At 43.7% G+C, this 18,692-nt stretch carries 15 protein-coding genes and 3 pseudogenes; 6 read left to right on the top strand and 12 right to left on the bottom strand.

Translation table 11 applies throughout. The features are described from left to right. Positions 1-87 precede the first annotated feature (87 nt). The 11 genes from OCV56_RS25920 to OCV56_RS25870 form a co-directional block, all read right to left on the bottom strand. Positions 88-582: a hypothetical protein gene (locus tag OCV56_RS25920; protein WP_086714966.1), complete on the bottom strand. Its 495-nt coding sequence runs from the start codon at positions 580-582 to the stop codon at positions 88-90. A 17-nt stretch (positions 583-599) separates the two neighbouring features. Next, positions 600-986 carry a hypothetical protein gene (locus OCV56_RS25915; RefSeq protein ID WP_133152233.1) on the bottom strand — a complete coding sequence of 129 codons (387 nt, stop codon included), beginning with the start codon at positions 984-986 and terminating at the stop codon, positions 600-602. 171 nt (positions 987-1,157) lie between these two features. Beyond that, a complete protein-coding gene (locus tag OCV56_RS25910; RefSeq protein WP_086714967.1) occupies positions 1,158-3,815 on the bottom strand; it encodes a TraC family protein in 2,658 nt (885 codons plus the stop codon). Between the two features lie 13 nt (positions 3,816-3,828). Continuing rightward, entirely contained in the window at positions 3,829-4,530 is a 702-nt protein-coding gene (locus OCV56_RS25905) for a TraV family lipoprotein (RefSeq protein WP_086714968.1), read from the bottom strand. Further along, positions 4,527-5,294 carry a thioredoxin domain-containing protein gene (locus tag OCV56_RS25900; RefSeq protein WP_086714969.1) on the bottom strand — a complete coding sequence of 256 codons (768 nt, stop codon included), beginning with the start codon at positions 5,292-5,294 and terminating at the stop codon, positions 4,527-4,529. Before OCV56_RS25900 ends, OCV56_RS25905 begins: the two co-directional genes overlap by 4 nt. A gap of 170 nt (positions 5,295-5,464) precedes the next feature. Continuing rightward, positions 5,465-5,974 (bottom strand): hypothetical protein, encoded by a 510-nt coding sequence (locus OCV56_RS25895; RefSeq protein WP_143691583.1) that lies wholly within the window; start codon positions 5,972-5,974, stop codon positions 5,465-5,467. Positions 5,975-6,262: 288 nt separating this feature from the next. Continuing rightward, positions 6,263-8,218, bottom strand: a complete 1,956-nt coding sequence (locus OCV56_RS25890; protein ID WP_086714971.1) for a helicase-related protein — start codon at positions 8,216-8,218, stop codon at positions 6,263-6,265. A gap of 114 nt (positions 8,219-8,332) precedes the next feature. Further along, a complete protein-coding gene (locus OCV56_RS25885) occupies positions 8,333-8,692 on the bottom strand; it encodes a hypothetical protein (protein WP_086714972.1) in 360 nt (119 codons plus the stop codon). Between the two features lie 114 nt (positions 8,693-8,806). Beyond that, the gene (locus tag OCV56_RS25880; protein WP_086714973.1) at positions 8,807-9,286 is read right to left on the bottom strand and encodes a transglycosylase SLT domain-containing protein; all 480 of its coding nucleotides are present in this window, start codon (positions 9,284-9,286) and stop codon (positions 8,807-8,809) included. A gap of 250 nt (positions 9,287-9,536) precedes the next feature. Beyond that, complete coding sequence (locus tag OCV56_RS25875) at positions 9,537-10,280, bottom strand: hypothetical protein (RefSeq protein ID WP_086714974.1); 744 nt, start codon at positions 10,278-10,280, stop codon at positions 9,537-9,539. 22 nt (positions 10,281-10,302) lie between these two features. Then, positions 10,303-10,890, bottom strand: coding sequence for a hypothetical protein (locus OCV56_RS25870; protein WP_086714975.1), 588 nt, complete (start codon positions 10,888-10,890; stop codon positions 10,303-10,305). Positions 10,891-11,172: 282 nt separating this feature from the next. Here OCV56_RS25870 and OCV56_RS25865 point away from each other — a divergent pair, with 282 nt between their 5' ends. Together OCV56_RS25865 and OCV56_RS25860 are read left to right on the top strand one after the other, a co-directional pair. Beyond that, positions 11,173-11,622: a hypothetical protein gene (locus tag OCV56_RS25865; RefSeq protein ID WP_086714976.1), complete on the top strand. Its 450-nt coding sequence runs from the start codon at positions 11,173-11,175 to the stop codon at positions 11,620-11,622. Positions 11,623-11,780: 158 nt separating this feature from the next. Then, positions 11,781-13,211 carry a replicative DNA helicase gene (locus OCV56_RS25860; RefSeq protein ID WP_158094631.1) on the top strand — a complete coding sequence of 477 codons (1,431 nt, stop codon included), beginning with the start codon at positions 11,781-11,783 and terminating at the stop codon, positions 13,209-13,211. On the opposite strand, the gene OCV56_RS25855 is transcribed toward OCV56_RS25860, so the two are convergent. Further along, on the bottom strand, positions 13,208-14,218 hold the full coding sequence (locus OCV56_RS25855; RefSeq protein WP_086714978.1) for an RNA polymerase sigma factor FliA: 1,011 nt from the start codon (positions 14,216-14,218) through the stop codon (positions 13,208-13,210). The two genes, OCV56_RS25860 and OCV56_RS25855, sit on opposite strands and share 4 nt — an antisense overlap. Positions 14,219-14,396: 178 nt before the next feature. Here OCV56_RS25855 and OCV56_RS25850 point away from each other — a divergent pair, with 178 nt between their 5' ends. From OCV56_RS25850 to OCV56_RS25835, 4 genes and pseudogenes are all read left to right on the top strand, one after another. After that, complete coding sequence (locus tag OCV56_RS25850) at positions 14,397-15,158, top strand: DsbA family protein (RefSeq protein ID WP_158094632.1); 762 nt, start codon at positions 14,397-14,399, stop codon at positions 15,156-15,158. 909 nt (positions 15,159-16,067) lie between these two features. Next, positions 16,068-17,045, top strand: a pseudogene (gene istA / locus OCV56_RS25845) (IS21 family transposase); the annotation flags it as partial. Positions 17,046-17,055: 10 nt separating this feature from the next. Continuing rightward, positions 17,056-17,797: pseudogene (gene istB / locus OCV56_RS25840) on the top strand (IS21-like element ISVch3 family helper ATPase IstB). An 80-nt stretch (positions 17,798-17,877) separates the two neighbouring features. Beyond that, a pseudogene (locus OCV56_RS25835) lies at positions 17,878-18,543 on the top strand (IS3 family transposase); the annotation flags it as partial. Positions 18,544-18,692 lie beyond the last annotated feature (149 nt).

Here is an 18,692-nt window from a genome sequence, read left to right as displayed (position 1 = left end):
TGAGTGACATGCTATTCAATGGGTTTGTAAAAAAAACAATTATCCCAAATTGAAGAGAGATGTATCCAACAAGAAAATGTAGCGTCTTCATTCCAATACCTCCACCACAGGGCTATTCACAAAGGGATCTGGCATGGAAAGCAACAACCGACCCCCAGTTGCATTGAGCAATTCAATATTCAGCGGTTCACTTTCATCATTTGTCGCCCTGACTCCATATGTCATGGTATGGCTTTGGTCTTTAAAGGAAGTTTGATACGCAAAAAAGCAGGTGGCATTTGACGCCTCAGACTTACAAACTTTTGTTACCAAATTCACTGACTGCACCCCACCATGAGCGACAGCAAAATCAGGCCACTGAATCGCCTTTGAATCTATTGTTGAGTTGTCCATTGCATACAGGTTTAAAATATACTCGCGTGATGATTTTTCCATCATCGTGTAATCACTGAATCGATTCGCTCTCGTTGTCCACATCATCACGGTAACAATAGTGATTAAGGCCACAAGTCCACACACCAGAAGCCATGTCACCTTCACGTTGTTGCCTGATTTTTCATTACATTGGTTAGTACTCAACATCCATAACCTCACTCATTCTAATTGCTACTTGAGACATTGGAGCCTTGGAGTCCGTTGTTTGCCTCTAGCACGAACGAGTAGTCTTCGATGGACTTAGACCACTTATGTAAGTCCGAACAATCAAGACTCTTCAAAGCATAATTTTGCAATGAGTGAGCAAGTGGGTGTTGGACTGCAATGGAGATCGCCACAAATTGAAGCCCAGTAAGCTCCACTGACGTTTCTACGACTGAATCATAAGGAATGTTACATTGGGCGGAAGCATAGCGTGACAAATAGGCGATGGTGTCCCCACACTCCGTTCCACACGCTTCTTTGTAACGACTGATTATGTCGTCACTGGTGTTAGCCATAGCTGAACTCATGAAGACCAAAGTGCTTAAAACCATAGTTAGAATTTTCATTGCATAGTGACCATTGTTGGGGTGTGATTTTCATTGTAAGGAGCGGTAGAAATAAGTTTTTCAAACAAGGAAGGTAATTTGGACTTTAAATTGACAAGCAGGTTTTGGAGCCTGCTTGTCAATTTGGGAGATCATTTGCATAACTTATTTTCTTTCAAAGAAAGGACATTGTTATGCGGCGTTTTCGACTTGTTCTTCGTCTTCATTTTCCAAGTCATCCATGTCAGTCGCAAATGACTCGACCCGACGCGTCTCTAAAATTTTATCGATGGCTTGGTCTTGGGTGTACCCCCGTTCCATCAGAGCCGCTAATTCCATTTTGTCTTTCGGGTCCGTGGAGTACATCAGCAGCATTGCAGGAGGCGCGTAAAAACGCACAACCTCTTTGATGTCATCACCAATTTGGAAGAAGATTTCTGAGTACCTATTTTTACGGGTCCTAATCGATTTGAGAATTTCGAATTCTTGGTCTGACAATGCCACCAGCTTGTCATTTTTAACTTGATTAATCGTGTCTGATTTCTGATACAGGAAGCAACGATATACACAGTTGGCGGCTATGGCTTTACCTACAGATGAACCATACAAGTCACTCAACAATTGGGTGATAATCCAAGCACTAGCATCCACCTTCCTAAAACGCCTAAAGGCACTCTCAAGGAACGATGATACTGGGTTAGCACCTGTGGACCCTTGCTTTTCTTGAAGGAACTCCCAACACTCATCCACAATGAAGGCTTTCGAACGACGCTGAGAACCGGCTTGAGCATCACCCAAGAAGAAATGTTGGTAACACAGGTTGATGATCTGCATTAAGGCAATTACCTGCAATTCCGGTTGCGACTTCAGCTCTTCTAATTCACAGACAATGAATGGGTTGTCCAGCGTTGGGGGCGGCTTATTGACCGTAAACATATCGCCAAACATTTCGCCTTCACGGAATGGTTTTAACTGTTCACCAATGTCATTCAGCTCTTTACGAGAGCTCGCAGAACACATATCAGCGAAGATAGTGACACTTGAGTCGCGACCATGCTTATCCCACATCAGTTTCAAAATGGTCGTCATACCACGCTTCTGCAACGTCGTGAGCGTACCATTGGGCTCTGCCATCACCGACAGCATTTCCAAAATCATACCAGCCTGCCCTTCCTTACCACTGAACTCAACAATGGACGGGAAAGGGTTGAGTGAGAACTTCATATCTTGACCGAAACTGATAAATTGACCATTCAACGCTTCACACAAACGGTAGTAGCTTCGACCCACATCGATAATCATTGCCATACCACCATCGCGCTGGGCTTCAGCAATATGTTGAGCGGTCTTCATCAGCTTATCGATTTCTGACTTGGGTAAATTCATCATGTTCCATAGATGCTGGCTTGGCATCTTGCCTGACCCCAATATGCACGTCACAATGTATTGGACGAGAACCGACTTGCCCGAGCCCGACTCCGCGACAACGATACCGTTCATTGAGCCATCGGTTTCAAAAGGATTGAACCCAAACATCGACATGTCTCTGGTTACAAAGGGGATCACAGGTTTACTTGGTGAGTTGCCAGATGAACTGGAAATTATCGGGCTCATGAACGCGCAGACATCAGACGGTACTAAGTTATAGCGGTCTAATCTTTTGCGAGTCACAGGGTCTGGTGCGAAAGGTAATGAATGCAGGAACATAGGTGGAGTCATGTACTTGTCTTCTTCCAATTCGAATCCTGCAGGGGTTGAAGCTACTTTCTTGAAGCGTGCAATCTCCGTCTCTAAATGCTCCTCATCATCACCAAAAATCATAAACTGAAGATACGCATTCACCATCTTCGACTTCTTTTGTTCAATTTTGGTAAAAGCTTCATCAAAGTCAGCTCGCTGCCAACGAACAGTATCATTCCAATTTACTAATTTGTTGTTTGCCTGCATTGTCATGTATTTACGGCGACGCTTAATCTTACCCTCTTCTTTTTTAGAGTTAGGGTAATGGACATTCAATACAATCATGAAGTTCGACCATGCTGTAGAATGCCCATATCGCCAATCACTAAAGACATTCAGCATGTCACCAAAGCCCAGTGTTTTTGGGTATTCTTTGGGAGTAAGCATCGATATAGGCCGCTCATCAATGATGACCTTCGAATCGGTAAACTCGATTTTACCGCCCTGCTCCTGAACTTGATCTCGGGGCATGTAGGCTTCGTTTTTATTAACGTCTCCTTTGCGCCAAGTTGACGAGTCCTTTCTGTTCATGAGCCTTTGCATGAAGTGTAGCCAGCCCCACTGATCCATCGGGGTACAGAACAAGCCGACCTTGTTCAACGACTCTTCTGTATCAGTACGTAGATTATTGAAGTGTTTAAGTTCCTTTTTGGTAGGCACGCCAAAGTTGCCTTTGATTGGAACCTTCACTACGAAGTAACAATCAAACATGCGAGCTCGACAGTCGCTATCACCAAACCCTGATTGTGATGATTGCTGGAAGTGGTTAATCAGCCCCTTTGAAATCGAATTCAGTCTGTCGTTTGCCTCACCTGTTTGTCGACCTCCGTGGTACATAGAAAAGCTATTGGTGAAAGGGCTTAAATTATCATTCGCCCAAAACAAGACCTGAATAAACGTGTCTTCCGGCCAATCGGCCTTATAGATTTGTTCTAATAGCTCCTGTAACTCATCGTTAACGGCTGGCACCGTTTCAATCTTGTACATTAAGCCAATGTAACTGTCTTCGAGCTCGAAATATTTGTGCTTTCGGTTGTAGTCCAAGACAGGGAGAAGATCGCCAAATTTGGAGTTTTCGAATTGCTTAAAAAATCGTGAAATCGCACCCATGATATATGCCCCCTTATTGACGCAGTTGATCGATTAGCGAGTTCGCATTACTTCTCGCATTCTCTCTTAACTCAGAGTCGCTGATAGCCGGTCTTGCATTGCGTGACTCGACGCCAATCTGACCATCATCATTCACATCGTAGTTTTGCTCTTGGCTTTCCTTTCTGACATGGAAGTTGACGTATTGAGAGTCATTGGTCTTAGCGCTTCTATCGACGACCCAAGTTCGCTGTGTTGCTTCGATGAATCCATAACCAGGGATCTGTAAGGTTTCTTTGTCTGTATATGGACGCACCAGTGTACGGACAATATCGGCAGGCTTTCGCATGGCTAGGGGTTCTGGAGCCGGAAGAAGTAAATGCTGATATGCCGCTTCGGGTGAAGCTAACGCTGGAGCTTGAGAAAAGTTTGCGTGTTGTTGGGTTTCATTCACTGATGCAGAGTCAGCCTCAATGTCCGTTCCGTATTTTTCTTTGTATTCTTTCCCTGTGATGGTTTCGCCATCTTCGTCTGTGACCATGACACGTTCGTCACCTGTCGCCTTCGCATAGTCTTCAGCATTGTTATAGACATTGGTTAGCTCATAAACTTCTCGGACGGACGCACACGCTACACCACTTTTCGCGCCTGGACACACGCCCTCTTCTTCGCCTACGACAGAACAACCGGCTAAAGTAAGCAGCGCAAATGAGATAAATATGGATTGTTTAATCATAGGTCGATTCCTTCTACGATAATGGACGTGAGTTGAGCCTTACTCGTTGGTAGCCCAATGATGGAAGATGTTTTATTGTTAAAAAATGCAGGAAGTCCAACACGCCCCGGACTCATTATTTGGAGAGACGCGTAAGTTGAATTCACTTTGGTAATGGCTTCTTTACATTGGCTATTCGGTGGGCGGGGGTATTTCGCTTCAGACCAAGTACCTTCATATAAGGCGCGTAGAGCTTTGTCCGGATCATCGGAACATTGTGCTAACAACGTGTTTTCATACTCCTTATCATCAAAGACTGGCACGATGGCTATACGGAACCTTTTATCTGGGTGTTGTTTCTCAAGGATTTCAACGAAGTCACCGCAATGTTTACATCCCGTTGGTGCAATAAAGAGTGTCCCTCCGAATACCTTGGCTAACGGGTTTAAGTTAAACCCCGCAAAATCTTCTTCTGGGTTGATTTTCATTTTCTTCAAGTCGACATGTGACGCCGCGTAAAGTTCTTGAGGGGAGTTAACGAATTTGGTGTGGACAGTTGAGAACAATGAACCGCCCTTAATAAGAAATTTTCCATCACCGGTGGCCAATAACATTTCACCTGTGTCCAGCTCCATCATAATCAGCTTGTCGGTTTCAATTTCATAACTGGAAACCACGTTGATGTCGGCATTGAGGAAATCTTGCGTCGGGGGTTCAGCAGTTGCTTGAGTGCTGGCAAGCAACCCTAAACCCAATATTCTGTGAATTTTGTTTGACCATTTCATAGCAACACTCCTAGTTAGTCCCACGAGTTTGCCAAACTTAGATATGCAGAATTTAAATTAGTGAGCCTTATTTCACGGCTTAATTGACTTTCTGATTGGAGAAAGAGGTGATGTGTTGCAGTTAAGAATGGATTTCAATTTGCAGTAATGAGGAGATGAGGTTCGCTTTCTCAGTATATATCGCACGGTATTGTGTTCATGAACTCCTCCTTTAGAGCTGGGTAATTCATTTTCTTATACTGAAATAAGAGGTCAGTATTCATTTTCATAATGTCATTGAAGCTGTCTGCCATTAATGAAGTCCCACATTTATCCATATACATGCTATCAAGTGTCACTATAAAGTGACTGATTACAGGGGAAACCCCGCTTAGTGCGTTGAGTAATATGTCCTTCTCCGGATCACCCGTATTTGGGTACTGAGCTTCTTTCGCTAAACGTGCAACAGCTAGAGAGGGATCGGTATACGACAGGGTTTCCAAATCTAGCTTTTCCTCGTAACTTAAGTGTGGTGCTAACCTCTCGATGTCATTCCATGAAATTTGAGTTTCCTCTTCGTTTTCCACGGACGGCTTTGACCAGTTTACCGTCCGAGACTTATCAGGAGTGTCACCAATTAAAGGGTGAGTAGGTGTTGTCTCTACGCGTTTATGCTCCAATGTCGATGGTATATCGGTCACATCCAATGCCGTCGTAGTCATGAAGTCTGGGGTTACCGGCACCTCAACGACTGGTCCATTATTCAGGGTATCAACAGAATGTGAAAGTTCGCACTCATCTGACAAATAATGCGTGCATGTTATTGACGCTGCTGACCTTGGAACCTTTACAGATACACGCCAGAGCAATTAAAAAAGCGATCAGTTTAAATCCATAAATAATGTCGTCGTGCATAAGAACTTCCTCTCATCCCTAAGTCATGATTTATACCCAATTGAGATTGCCTATTTGTTTGTCTATACCTGTCATTAGGTAAGACACCTTTCCGCTGTAGTTAGTCTTTCTAAGGTATCGGTTAGAAGACCAAGTGATAATTGCTGGTCGACCAAAATACATTTCGACGTTCCTGATTGATTGTTGCCGTTCTTCAAGTCCCCCATACCACGTAATTGCAAGTCTGCCTCGGCCAAGCTGAATCCATCAGAGTGATTGACCAACAAATCTAGTCGGTCTATGGATGGCGCTTTGAGTTTTGTTGTAGGTAGTAGGTCGCAATGTCCGATACCTCCTTCCCGCGCTACGCGGCCTCGGATTTGGTGAAGAGTCACCACCCCTAAATTTTCTGGGTTAAGCACAACGACATAGTTTAGTTTTGGTATTGTTAACCCGACCTCAATCAATGTGGTCGCAATCAATATTTTTCCCTCACCGGACTTCATCGCATTAATCGCAACTTCGTTGTCTTGTTTGGACAATCCACCATGGGACAATTTTACGATATCGCCATACATCGCTTTCCAGTCATCAAAGAGTTGTTCAGCACTGGCTCTGTGTGAAACAGCTTGAGCTTTGGATTCACCTTTCATGGTGCTAATGATTAACACCTTGTCACCACGATTGATGCGTTCTTCAACTCGACAGATAACCTCATCGATTTGGGTATGCTCGTAACGGGTAGTGATCACTTCTCTAGGTGCGTGGTACTTGGTTAATTTGAAGTACGGCAGCATGCCAAAACTCATCATCGCTTGCGTTCTAGGAATGCACGTAGCACTAGACAACAACAGATGAGTCCGGCCATGGGTTATTAATGTGGATTCTTTTTGTTCAAGCCCCATTTTTTGCTCTTCGTCGATCCAAAGGAGGTCAATAGGTATATTGTTGTGATGATGAAGCAAGGCCGTCGTACCAATCACGACACGGGTGTCTTCTGTCATCTCGTTGATGCATCGATAGCCTTTACCTACGAAGTTGTCATGCTCACTCTCAGACAATAAAAACTCGATGCCAATATCTGGCCAACAGTTGTCGATCTCTTTATAGATTTGGGCTCCTAATATTAGGTTGGGAACCATAATGACGACACAACCACCAGCATCAACAACATGACGTGTCAGTATCGCGCCAATGACGGTTTTCCCCGTACCCACATCCCCGAATAAGACACTCCGTGGGGCTCTGTTGTTAATCGCGGCTTTGATACCGCTCACGGCATCCAATTGTTCATCCGTCAGTTGAAACGGGACGACATCATTGAAATAGGTATCGTCTTTATCGAGCTGAAATGGGTGAGTTAAATTTGGTTCGCCTTCCACTTCTGAGAACAACAAAGTAGCGGCGATTCTTTGTAGGATAGCGTTGCATTGTTCACTTTCTTCCAATGAATTTGGGAAATGCACAAATCTCAAAACGTCTTCTAAACACAGCGAGTGCGCTTCTAACAACCGTCGAATTTTCCCGTTACTCAGATTTAATTTCGCTAGTTCTTCTCGTATCTTTCTTGCCGTCAATGGGATCAGTTCGTCAATATGCTGCTCCAAAAACTCAGCATACTTCAACCCTTTGAGTTGCTTACTTTTGACTTTATAGACCGGAGTGATTTTACCAATGAATTTTTCATTCAATGGCTGCGGGTGGTTGATAAACAGCGCGTTTCCGACTTGTTTCACTTTGCACAAGTAATAACCTCGATCATTAATTCGACTTGCCAATTGTTGTCCGTATTCACTGTCTAATTTGGCAAAATGAGAAAAACGTTGAGCGACGTTTCGGGAGTCAACAATGCTTCCATTAATGACGGTCGTTCGATTGTATGATTCAGAAATAGAAGTCACAGTCCCTTGAATAACCACACAGTCACTGTCCGTAAGATAGGAAAAGTCAGACACCACTTGTCTCGTGTCCAGATACGATTGAGGTAACCGCAACAACACTTGCCAAACAGGAACTTTAAATGTGTCTTTGATGTACTTTAGATCCAGCATTCTCGCGTTTCATTCTGATTCAATAATGCAGTAGTTATACACGTCTGAGCACTATCATTTAGTTTTGATGGCTCTGAGTAATATGAAGTCGATTTAAAACATCTTTACGAGCGCTTACTGCTTTAGAGTCAGCTCATAAATCTTCTCGACCGGTTCTTCGATGTACCTACGTGTAACAGTTAACTCAACACCGCTGGTGGTTTTGGTGATTCTAAAGTTTTGGTTTGGAGACTGAGCCAACACGGAGCCGTCATCATTAACAATCACGTCAACGGGTAATCGCTTCCCAAACGCCTCAATGTAGTCAGATCCGACGTTGAATTCTGCAGCGCCGTCTGACGATACAGAGCTCCACTGGCCAACATAGGCATGAGAATCATCGAAAGAAACAGAAGAGAACTTTAGAACCAGAACACCAGACAGTACGAGTACGCCACATAGGGTCAGTGTCTTTCGATTTATACGTATCGACATAGTGAATTCCTATAAACATGAGAACCCCATCTTACTTGTGGTAGGAGTCGATTTTGCTAAATAGCGGAGGGAATTTGAGCTACTATTTGAAATTTGGGGGAGACGAAGTTAGCTCTAATCCTGATACCAATACTCCGAGCAGTTCAAGGATGGTCGTTTCAGAATGTAATCCCAAGTTTTCATCGTTCTGATTAGATAATTGGTCTTAATGTTGACGGTCTTTGAGTTATAGCAACCGACTGCTTCCCAAACATGACCCTTAGCGTATGTAAGGCATCCTTTGAATATATCGGCACTGATGCTGATATTGAGAACAGGGTCAGTGGCAACATCTACCCAAGACTTATTAGGGTAGTTTCGTAAGATGTATTTGGAATGGATTGTATTCACCTGAGCGGGACCCAAGTCATAGGAATCGTTAGTATTTTTGACTTTACTGCCGATTTTACCCCCCTCGCCAACCACAAGTAAGTTAAGGAAGTCTCTCGGGACATACTTCTCTCCTGCGACTTCAGCGACAATGCTGCATCTACTCGCGTTTGACAGAGCAACAGTATCTAATTTGGTGTCATGGATATCTGGCAAGAAAAACACGGTGATTCTCCTTTTCGTGGCCAATGATTGAAAGTCAGTGCAAACACGCTTTTCATAAGTGCTGACTAAGTATGTTCCTGTGGTGATACACCTTTTCTCTTCATCTTTATTCTTCATTCGTTGAGCGGAAATTGTTGATGAGGAAATTACCCGAGAAAGTGCAATCCTACCTTGCTGTTTCGACTAGCGAAGGCGCATTTCTTAGCTTTAAGCATTGAGACTCGACACAAAGCTTTGCCTCTTAAGTGGCTTACATATCTACGGTATCGGTATTTGTGAATTGGCTATGATTATAATCTTCTAAATAGTAACGCTTATTAGCACAGATACTGTTCCATTCAAGGCTTACCGCATCAAGCTTCTCAGCAAGAATTTGGTATTGTTCAATTAGGACGTTGTAAGCTTGAACATCTGAGTTTGTAGGGTGATCTATGCTTTGGATGTAGAGCTTCCTTTCTTCTAACTGAGCGCGTAAATCGAATGCTTGCGACTGATTTTGGTCTTGATAGTGCCTTATAGCCAAGCACTTTTCTATTTGCTCGACAGTTAATGTGTTTTGGTCATAATGCTTAACAATGTCGCGGTGCAAAACACCTGTACCGATATCAGGCTTGGCATTGATACTATCACTCTTCATTATTTTGACACCTACACCTCCTACTATCCCAATAAATAAGAGCGTCACTAATAGCCCACGAAAGCCGCCCAATAAAAGCTTATCCGTCTCTATGTGCTGATCTTGCTCCCTATCTAGATGAAGGTTGATTTTTTTGGGGATACACCTTCTACGCAGCCATCGCCTAACGGTTACAAAAATACGAAATATCATTTTAAACAGCCAATTAACGACAAAGGGAGCCACTATAGTTGACATAGCAAAAGCCAAACGCTGATTCAGACTAAGGCCATGCACCCAAGTAACCCATCCATTAAAAAAGCTGACCACAAGATCATCAACCTGTGGCCCGTAGCTTAATCGTTCAAACCAATCCATTTAGCTTCTCCGTTCAATTCTATTACGCTGATTTGGTCACTACTTTTTTTGCTCCAACTTTCTGAATTACTACAGTCTTACGTTTCACAAGTAGTGCGTATGCATCGTTGAGAGACATGCCTTTCTTCGTGTAGTGATGTTCTGGTATGTTGGATAAGTGGATTTCGTTTCTATCCCCTCGATCCCATACGTTTATCTTGCGTATTGTTCGGTACTGGATTCCTTTTGCGTTAAAAGGTGGGTTTGCCAGTAAGTAGTCGGTAACATCACTTTTGTCAGGGTACACATGAACAGCCTGTACCGATGGCCCATTTTTAGCGCCTAGCCAGATATAATTACCACAATCTTCCACTGCTAATTCTCGAAAATAAAAATCAAAGCGAACCAAGCTCTTTCTTGGATCTACAATTTTGACATTTTTTCGAGTTTTTCCATCTCGCTTGAATTTAGATTGCTGTATTACTTGTATAACTCTCACGTACTCAATTTGTGAGTGGTGCTTCTCACATAAAGAGTATCGTTTTGCCTGGTGTCCATTTTCTACCATTGTTAGTGTGGGTTGTTTACAGACTACACACTCGCGCAGGGTGTTATTCTCGATGACTTTCATTAAAAAATCCCCAAGTCAAAAAAGATTTAGACTCTGACGGTCAGTTATACACGTCTAATCACTTGGGTTTACGAATTAGCGAGTCCATTTAAGCCCCTTATTTGACAAAGGAACTCGATTCCATCACATCATGAGGCATCGTCTTAAACGAGAGGAGGTCACTGTTTTCTATTCAAAACGGGGGAAACACTAAAAATCGTTCCACTAATTTCATTTCGGCATGACTGTCTATGCCATATTTCTGATATTGGGTTGTCTAGATGAATGGAACTGGAAAACGTTATGGAAATGAATACTAAGTGTGTCCCTGTCAGAACCGCTGCGTGCTTAATTGTCGCCTTCGCGTGTTTGGCCGTGTATATGCTCACACCCAGCCGCACCGATTACTTAGATGCACGAGTAAACTTGTTATTTTCTCAATGCAGCTCAAGTCTTTTGGAAGATGAGTTCAAAATGGAACCATGTGAAGAGCTCTATCGAACCTACGCCAATATCTCGCGCAGTACCGCTTATCACTACATATCGGATAACGTGATGTTTAAACTTCATGGCGAGATTTCGAAACTGGGCTACTCGTTGGACATCAACCAAGTCACCGATGGATTTATGCAAAAACTTCCGTCAGGCAAATACCACACGACACGACGTAATAACATCATCGATGCATGGATTAGCTCTCCCACAGAGTCCGTCGAATTTGATTATGAGGGAGGCATCGACGCCTCGCTTTAGTAATTTGGGAAACCCAAAAATTCAATCGTTTGATTGTTGCGATTGAACCCACTCCGTTGTTAACTTTTTGGGTTTCCCTACCACCTCCCCCACTCAATTCTCTAAATTCACTCTCAAAAGTTGTATCAACTATGTCCTAGTATCCGATGGGCATTACCATGTTAAAGTTTAATTTATACCACCCTGTGATTAACCTTATCCTCTCCCATGATGGCGTTATTGACGAACTCGACCTAGAAACTAACGTTGTCAGTGATACAGCGACACGGGTTCTCATCGATACCTGCTTCAAATTGCATGAAGATAAACAATCAATCGATTTAAACACGATTAAAGCGCGTGTATACGCTGAGTATGGGCAAGAGGGAGTCGACGCGATTACTACAGTTGCCATGGAGTCACTAGCGCAACCAGCAAACATAAATGCTCTTTCTGACTATGTTTCGCAAATCAACGACACTAACAACAAACGAACACTTCAGGTGGAGCTTCAAAAGCTATTAACACAATGTTCGTCAAACAAGACGACCGATGAAATCATAGGTTCGATGCATTCTGTTGTTGAGTCTTATGACGAAGTGGAAAAGGACAATGAGCAAGGCCCAATTTCATTGAAAGATACCTTTGCTGCAACGCTGGACAACATGGAGCGCAGAAGCAAAGGGGAATTTAATGCATTTAAGTCGGGCTTTGCATGCTTTGAAGCACTTGGTGGATTCCGACCTGCAGATTTCATCATCCTTGCAGGCCGTCCATCTCATGGCAAAACCACCTTACTCCTGAACGTTATCAAAAACTCAAGTTATCAAAACGATGCACCATTCTTATTTTTCTCCCTTGAAATGAGCTCAGAATCGATTGGAGAGAATTTGCTATCTAACTTGGCAAGCGTACCACTGAGTAATATTCGAAACGCCAGCATGAGTGATACTCAATGGGCTGATTGTTCATCTGCGCTAGGTAGATCCGGTGATTACAATATTGAGATGGATGACGGTTCAATGACCGTCGAGGAGTTGTGTCGTCGCGCACGTCGCTTTTATCGGCAGCATAATGGAAAGATTTCTGGTATTGGTGTGGACTACATTCAGTTGCTAACCAGTGAAAAATACAAAACTGATAATAGAAACTTAGAAGTCTCAGAAATATCACGACAGCTCAAAGCGTTGGGGAAAGAGTTACAAGTACCTGTTGTAGCACTATCCCAATTGTCTCGCGATATCGAGAAGCGTGCTGATAAACGCCCAGTGAATTCCGACTTACGAGAGTCAGGTTCGCTAGAGCAAGATGCGGATATCATCTGCTTTATTTATCGACCGGAAATGTATGATCCTCAAAATGAACCTGGTGTCGCTCATTTGATTATTAGCAAAGCTCGTAAATCAGCTATAGGTTCTGCAAAAACGACCTTCATTGGTAAATACGCGCAGATTAAAGATTCTTTCAATTACACGCAAAGCGCACCACCAGCTGCGACTCCGATTGCTGATCAATACCAAGGTACAGACAACAAAAAGCAGAATACCGAAACTAACGATACTCTGCCAAACAATAGTCCCAATGGGAGTGGGATTGAGTTCATCAACTAAGCAAGCGCACGTTCCCATGACTTAGAAAGTGACTTATGTGCGCCTAGCTTTTGTAAGGCGCTTGTCTTAACTTGGGTATATCGAGACGAGGAAAAACCGAGAGATTCAACCAAGTCGTTTCGATTCAATGTACCGGCTACCAATCCCATCTCATTCATTATCACAATTTTCTCATTCGAATTGAGTGTCTTCAATTGAGCGATTAAGTGTTGTCTCAATTTATGATGAGTCATGTCCGACACCACGTTGTCACTAAAAGCACTTGTAACACCGTATCGATTATCATTAGAACCTTGTTCAAAGTCATAAACTGGTTTTGGGAGGTACGATGAAGCACTAGAATCCGGAGTGAGCTTGTTATTGGTTTTCTCAGAATTAATTTCAATCGCTTTTGAATAAGCTCCCGCGATATCTCTATCGGACACTTTCACCATCAGTGTATGGTGGAGCTCTTTTCTTGATACAACGGTCTTAACGCGAGCGCTCGCGTAAGTATCAAAGCTCGCTATACCCGTATGCTTATAGCAGCGTGCAGCACGAATCGTTTCCAAGGCAGCCTCTTGTACACGATCTGAAAGATAGTCGATATCATAGTTATGGCGGCGTAGTAACTTGCGGAAACTGTTTAATGACTTCAGCGTTACGTTCTGGATAGCAGTATTCAAATCTTTGAGCTGAGTCGGCTCAGGGCAACCTCGTTCCACCATTTCGTAAACCACGAACGCTGTCACTTGTAATTCGTTAAGAACAAAGTCGTCAGTTGCCTGTGACTGAAGTAGCTCTGCTGGAGTGTGTCTGTTAGAGACAACGTGGCCAACATAATTGGCGCAAGTTGCATCATTGGCAATTTCTGAAAGCTTCTGCCTCCAATTCGGTGTTGTTTGAGTAATTTCTTTGAACACCTTCCTTGTTGTAGTGGCCAATGTTTCAAGCACTTCTGATTGCGATTCTTTTACAGAATTAAAGCTTTCTGTAATGAGGGAATTCATTCTACTGATCGGGTCCATAGTTACGCTCCATACATTTTTTCATAACTGGGGTGGGTAAACTCATTATGGTTTTCCCCGATCATCGCGTCAATTTTCTCCCCCCGTTTCAATCTATCTCGAAAAAAAGTTCTCTTAATTGAAAACATAACGTTGTTCATCGAGCACTATGTTACGACCACTCAAATCGAGGAATCTAATGATGGCACCTTTGTTCAAGAAGACAGCGACGACTTTATTTACAATTTTGGCAATTGGTTCTGCAGCTACCGCATCAGCTTCTGAAGTTGAAATGTCACAACAACAATTCAACTCGATGCTTATGAAAGCGTTCCAATCAAACCCTGAACTCTTAATCGCAGGAGTGGAATCCGTGAGGACATACCAAACAATGAAGCATAAACAAATGTTTTCAAAATCTTTGTATTATGATGAAGATACGCCAGTTCTTAATGAAGCTGGAGAGATCACTATCGTAGAGTTTTTTGACTACGCATGTGGGGTATGTAAGAGAGGTGCAACAGAGTTGGCTCCCCTAATAGGTAAAGACAAACGCATTCGATTCGTGTATAAAGATGTGTCGATTTTAGGCCCTAATTCGGCTGAATTAGCGAAGATAGCCATTGCTGTAAATCAGATCTCTCCCAATGCGTATCCAGCATTCCACAAAGAGCTTCTTTCAATGCAGCAGTCCGTCCCACAAAAAGCATATGAACTTGCCGAACTGATGGGATTGGACAGTACGCTTATCAAAAAGACTGCGAATTCGTCACAAGTAAGTGCTATTTTAAATAAAAATAATAAACTTTTTAGAGATCTGAAACTTACTGGAACTCCAACTTTTTATATTGGTGAAAAAAAGTTTGGGGGCCTAATCAGTCGTCAACAGATGATCGAAGAAGTGAACCTTCAGTATAGCCAACTGGTAAACCAAACTAATAGGCAGGCAGTTAGTAAATAGGAAGCATCGTATATTGGTGTGGAGGTATTTACTCGTATGGCCCTGCAAAGTCACTCCAAGGAGGGAGTGGAGCAGACTAACTACAAGTAGTAAGGCATAACTACGAAATCACCACACATACTCCCCCCGTTCTACGGGGTTTTTTTTTAGCTGTAGTACCACAACGTAATCACTATATTGCTACAAGCGTGTCATCATTGTGCCACAACCTTTCCTGCGGCTGCTTCACCAAGTTCAAAGTTACGCCAACCACTTTGGATATAAACTATACAAAACCGCCTAGCATAATTATAATTAATTCAGTTCTCAAAACCTTCTAAGTTCTCTACCACTATCCGGTAGTTCCCTTATTAGTCGGGTGATATGTCCCGTTGATCATACCAGTCCTCGACTGAATTTATTGAAAATGTATTTTTCACTGATCCCTCACCGCGTGTAGCAAACGTCACACAGCACACCTAAGCAGATTGTCACAGTCTTCTTTGGCGTGCTGTGTGGTGACAGTTACGTGTGGTGAAAAGTCGGATAACCTGGGGATAGGCTTCGACTTAACAATAATAAAAGTTGCCCTGCATTGGAGCAGGGCCTTTTTTTACCCACAAAAGACTCTTTACCCTTGGCATTTTTGCTTTCTTTACTTGAACAACTCTCTTGTTTTCATTTTCCTTCATAGAATTGGTCATTGATGTATACAAAAGAAATCGACATGAGATAAGAAAAAGGTTTTCTACCATGACAAAAGTAACTTTGTACTTACTTCCGCGAGGGAACACTCATCACACTGGCCCCGACTTCTATAAATTCATCGATTCAACTTACAAAAAGGAATTGGAACTGCCTTCTGAGCTGATCCAAAAAGGGGTAATTCTATCGTTCGGTGATGGCGAAGATTCGTATCATGTGTGTATCCAAGGGAAGCCCTACTGGTTAGAGGCGCATGCGAATGCGTTCGAACACTTCGGTGGCGTACCACAACTCTTAGTTCCCGATAACCTACGCAGCGCAGTCACCAAAGCCAATCGTTATGAGCCGAGACTGAACGACAGCTATCAAAAGCTGGCTAATCACTATCAAACAGCCGTGATGCCTGCTCGCCCCTACAAACCGAAAGACAAAGCCAAGGCAGAGAATGCCGTGCTCCTAGTAGAACGCTGGATCATGATGCGGTTGCGACACCAAGCCTTCCACACTTTTAAAGAGTTGAATCTCGCCATCCGTGAACTCATGAATGAGTTAAATCAGCGTGAGATGAAACAGTATGGCGCCAGCCGCCAAGCGCTGTTCGATAAACTCGACAAACCTGCATTAAAGCCACTGCCTAGGCAGCGTTACCTGTATACCGAAACTAAACGAGCCAAAGTTGGCCCTGACTATCACATCGAATATCGCCGTCATTACTACTCGGTTCCCCATCAACTTGTTGGTCACCATGTCGAGTTGGAAGCCTCTAATCGCCTGGTGCAGATCTACCATCAAGGTAACTTGGTGGCCCAGCATCCACGTAGCCAAAGAGAGCGAGGAAACAGCACCCAACCAGAGCACATGCCAAGCAACCATCAACATCAGAAGTGGTCGCCAGGGCGCTTGCTTAGCTGGGGAGCCAATATCGGCCCAGCCACACGAGAAGTCGTCAATAAGATGATGAACTCCAAGCCTCATCCAGAGCAGTCTTATCGTTCCTGCCTTGGCTTGCTCAGCCTCAGTAAAACCTATGGCGAATCGCGCCTAGAGCAAGCCTGTAAAGATGCACTGATGCTAACAAAACCCAATTACACCTTCGTCAACAATCTACTCAAGAACAATCGTGAAGGGCAACTGAGTAAAGATAAAGCGAATACGCCGAACCTTGTTCACAGCAATGTTCGTGGCCCGAACTGTTATCACTAGGAGAAAGGAGATGAACGTACTCAATGACCAACTTAAAACCCTGCGCTTGAGCCATGCGGCGAAAGCGTTAGAGCATCAACAAGAGCAACTGACCACCTACGCAGAGCTGGACTTCGAGGAGCGGTTAAGCTTGCTCCTGGAGAGTGAAATCTTGAACCGTAATCAGAGCAAAATCCAACGCTTGAAGAGACAAGCAAAGCTGAGAGTGGATGCCCAGCCGAGCCAACTCATCTACAAAGAGGGACGAAACCTCAATCGTAAAACAGATGAGCGAACTTCTGACGGGCAGTTATCTGCATAAGCATCAGAATATCTTGATCACAGGCCCAACAGGTGCTGGCAAAACCTATCTTGGTTGCGCTCTGGCAACCAGTGCCTGCGACCAACAGCAAACCGTCAGGTACTACCGATTAACTCGCTTGCTTGATGATCTGACCGCAGGTCGTCTGGATGGTAGCTATCAAAAACAACTTCAGTCGCTGGCTAAGAAAGGCTTACTACTCCTCGACGACTGGGGGATGGAAAAACTGACTCATGAGCATGCTGGACACTTGTTAGAAGTGCTTGAAGACCGTTACCAAAACAGCAGCACAATCGTCATCAGCCAGTTACCAGTAAAAGAGTGGTACAACATGATAGGCAACGCCACTGTCGCTGACGCTCTAATGGATCGTCTAGTTCACAATAGTCATCGAATAGAACTGGGAGGAGAATCAATGAGAAAACTGGCGCAATCCGAACACTTAGAGTAAAAATAGGGAAAGAGAAAAAGTGCTGGTTCAGGTGTTCGGAATAAACCGAAACAAGCGTTCGCAATCACCGAAATACGCAGGGGAGCAGACGCATTCGAAATGAGTTGGCTAAAAAAGGCCACAACGTTAATCGTAAACGTGTCGTTCGGCTAATGCGAGACATGGGCATTGGGGCTATTTACCCCAAGCCTCGAACGACCCTAGCGAACAAAGCACACAAGGTTTATCCCTACCTTTTGCGTGATATCGAAGTCACTTACCCAAACCAAGCTTGGGCGATTGACATCACGTATATCCCGATGGCTAAGGGATTCCTGTATTTAGTCGCCATTATCGACTGGTATAGCCGAAAGGTGCTGTCATGGCGGCTATCCAACACGATGGACACGAGCTTTTGTATCGAAGCCCTTGAAGACGCGCTTAAACATTATGGACCGCCAGATATCTTCAACTCAGATCAAGGCAGTCAGTTTACCAGCACCGAATTCACACAGAAGCTAATCGACCATGGAGTCAGGATAAGTATGGATGGGAAAGGACGCTGGGTCGACAATGTTTTCATCGAGCGATTATGGAGAAGCCTGAAATATGAGGAGGTTTACTTAAAAGCTTACACCACGCCCCGAGAAGCAGAGCTTGAAATCGGCCACTACATGGTGTTTTATAATGAGGAGCGTAACCATCAGGGACTCAATGACCTCACCCCTGATGAAGCCTACTTTGGTAGGCAGAGATACGCTGCATGAGTTGGATCAACCACTTAAGATATTAGCTTATGTGTCCAACCATTGGGGTCCACTTCTAGGCTCCCCCCACTTCTACTAGGGTGTATTTTCTAAGTTATACCAAAAACGGCGACAACAGCTTGTCAGTTAGTTTCATTGTTAACCTATAG

The organism is Vibrio gigantis, from assembly GCF_024347515.1.
Classification (GTDB): domain Bacteria; phylum Pseudomonadota; class Gammaproteobacteria; order Enterobacterales; family Vibrionaceae; genus Vibrio; species Vibrio gigantis.
Note: the sequence above shows the minus strand (reverse complement) of the source record. Positions and strands in the feature narration are given on the sequence as shown.

Bases quoted from the DNA above. Each gene is read 5' to 3' on its own strand.
- OCV56_RS25865 (WP_086714976.1), top strand. From the start codon at position 11,173: ATGGAAATGAATACTAAGTGTGTCCCTGTCAGAACCGCTGCGTGCTTA.
- OCV56_RS25910 (WP_086714967.1), bottom strand. From the start codon at position 3,815: ATGGGTGCGATTTCACGATTTTTTAAGCAATTCGAAAACTCCAAATTT.
- OCV56_RS25855 (WP_086714978.1), bottom strand. From the start codon at position 14,218: ATGGACCCGATCAGTAGAATGAATTCCCTCATTACAGAAAGCTTTAAT.
- OCV56_RS25915 (WP_133152233.1), bottom strand. From the start codon at position 986: ATGAAAATTCTAACTATGGTTTTAAGCACTTTGGTCTTCATGAGTTCA.
- OCV56_RS25920 (WP_086714966.1), bottom strand. From the start codon at position 582: ATGTTGAGTACTAACCAATGTAATGAAAAATCAGGCAACAACGTGAAG.
- OCV56_RS25890 (WP_086714971.1), bottom strand. From the start codon at position 8,218: ATGCTGGATCTAAAGTACATCAAAGACACATTTAAAGTTCCTGTTTGG.
- OCV56_RS25860 (WP_158094631.1), top strand. From the start codon at position 11,781: ATGTTAAAGTTTAATTTATACCACCCTGTGATTAACCTTATCCTCTCC.
- OCV56_RS25875 (WP_086714974.1), bottom strand. From the start codon at position 10,280: ATGGATTGGTTTGAACGATTAAGCTACGGGCCACAGGTTGATGATCTT.
- OCV56_RS25885 (WP_086714972.1), bottom strand. From the start codon at position 8,692: ATGTCGATACGTATAAATCGAAAGACACTGACCCTATGTGGCGTACTC.
- OCV56_RS25850 (WP_158094632.1), top strand. From the start codon at position 14,397: ATGATGGCACCTTTGTTCAAGAAGACAGCGACGACTTTATTTACAATT.
- OCV56_RS25905 (WP_086714968.1), bottom strand. From the start codon at position 4,530: ATGATTAAACAATCCATATTTATCTCATTTGCGCTGCTTACTTTAGCC.
- OCV56_RS25900 (WP_086714969.1), bottom strand. From the start codon at position 5,294: ATGAAATGGTCAAACAAAATTCACAGAATATTGGGTTTAGGGTTGCTT.
- OCV56_RS25870 (WP_086714975.1), bottom strand. From the start codon at position 10,890: ATGAAAGTCATCGAGAATAACACCCTGCGCGAGTGTGTAGTCTGTAAA.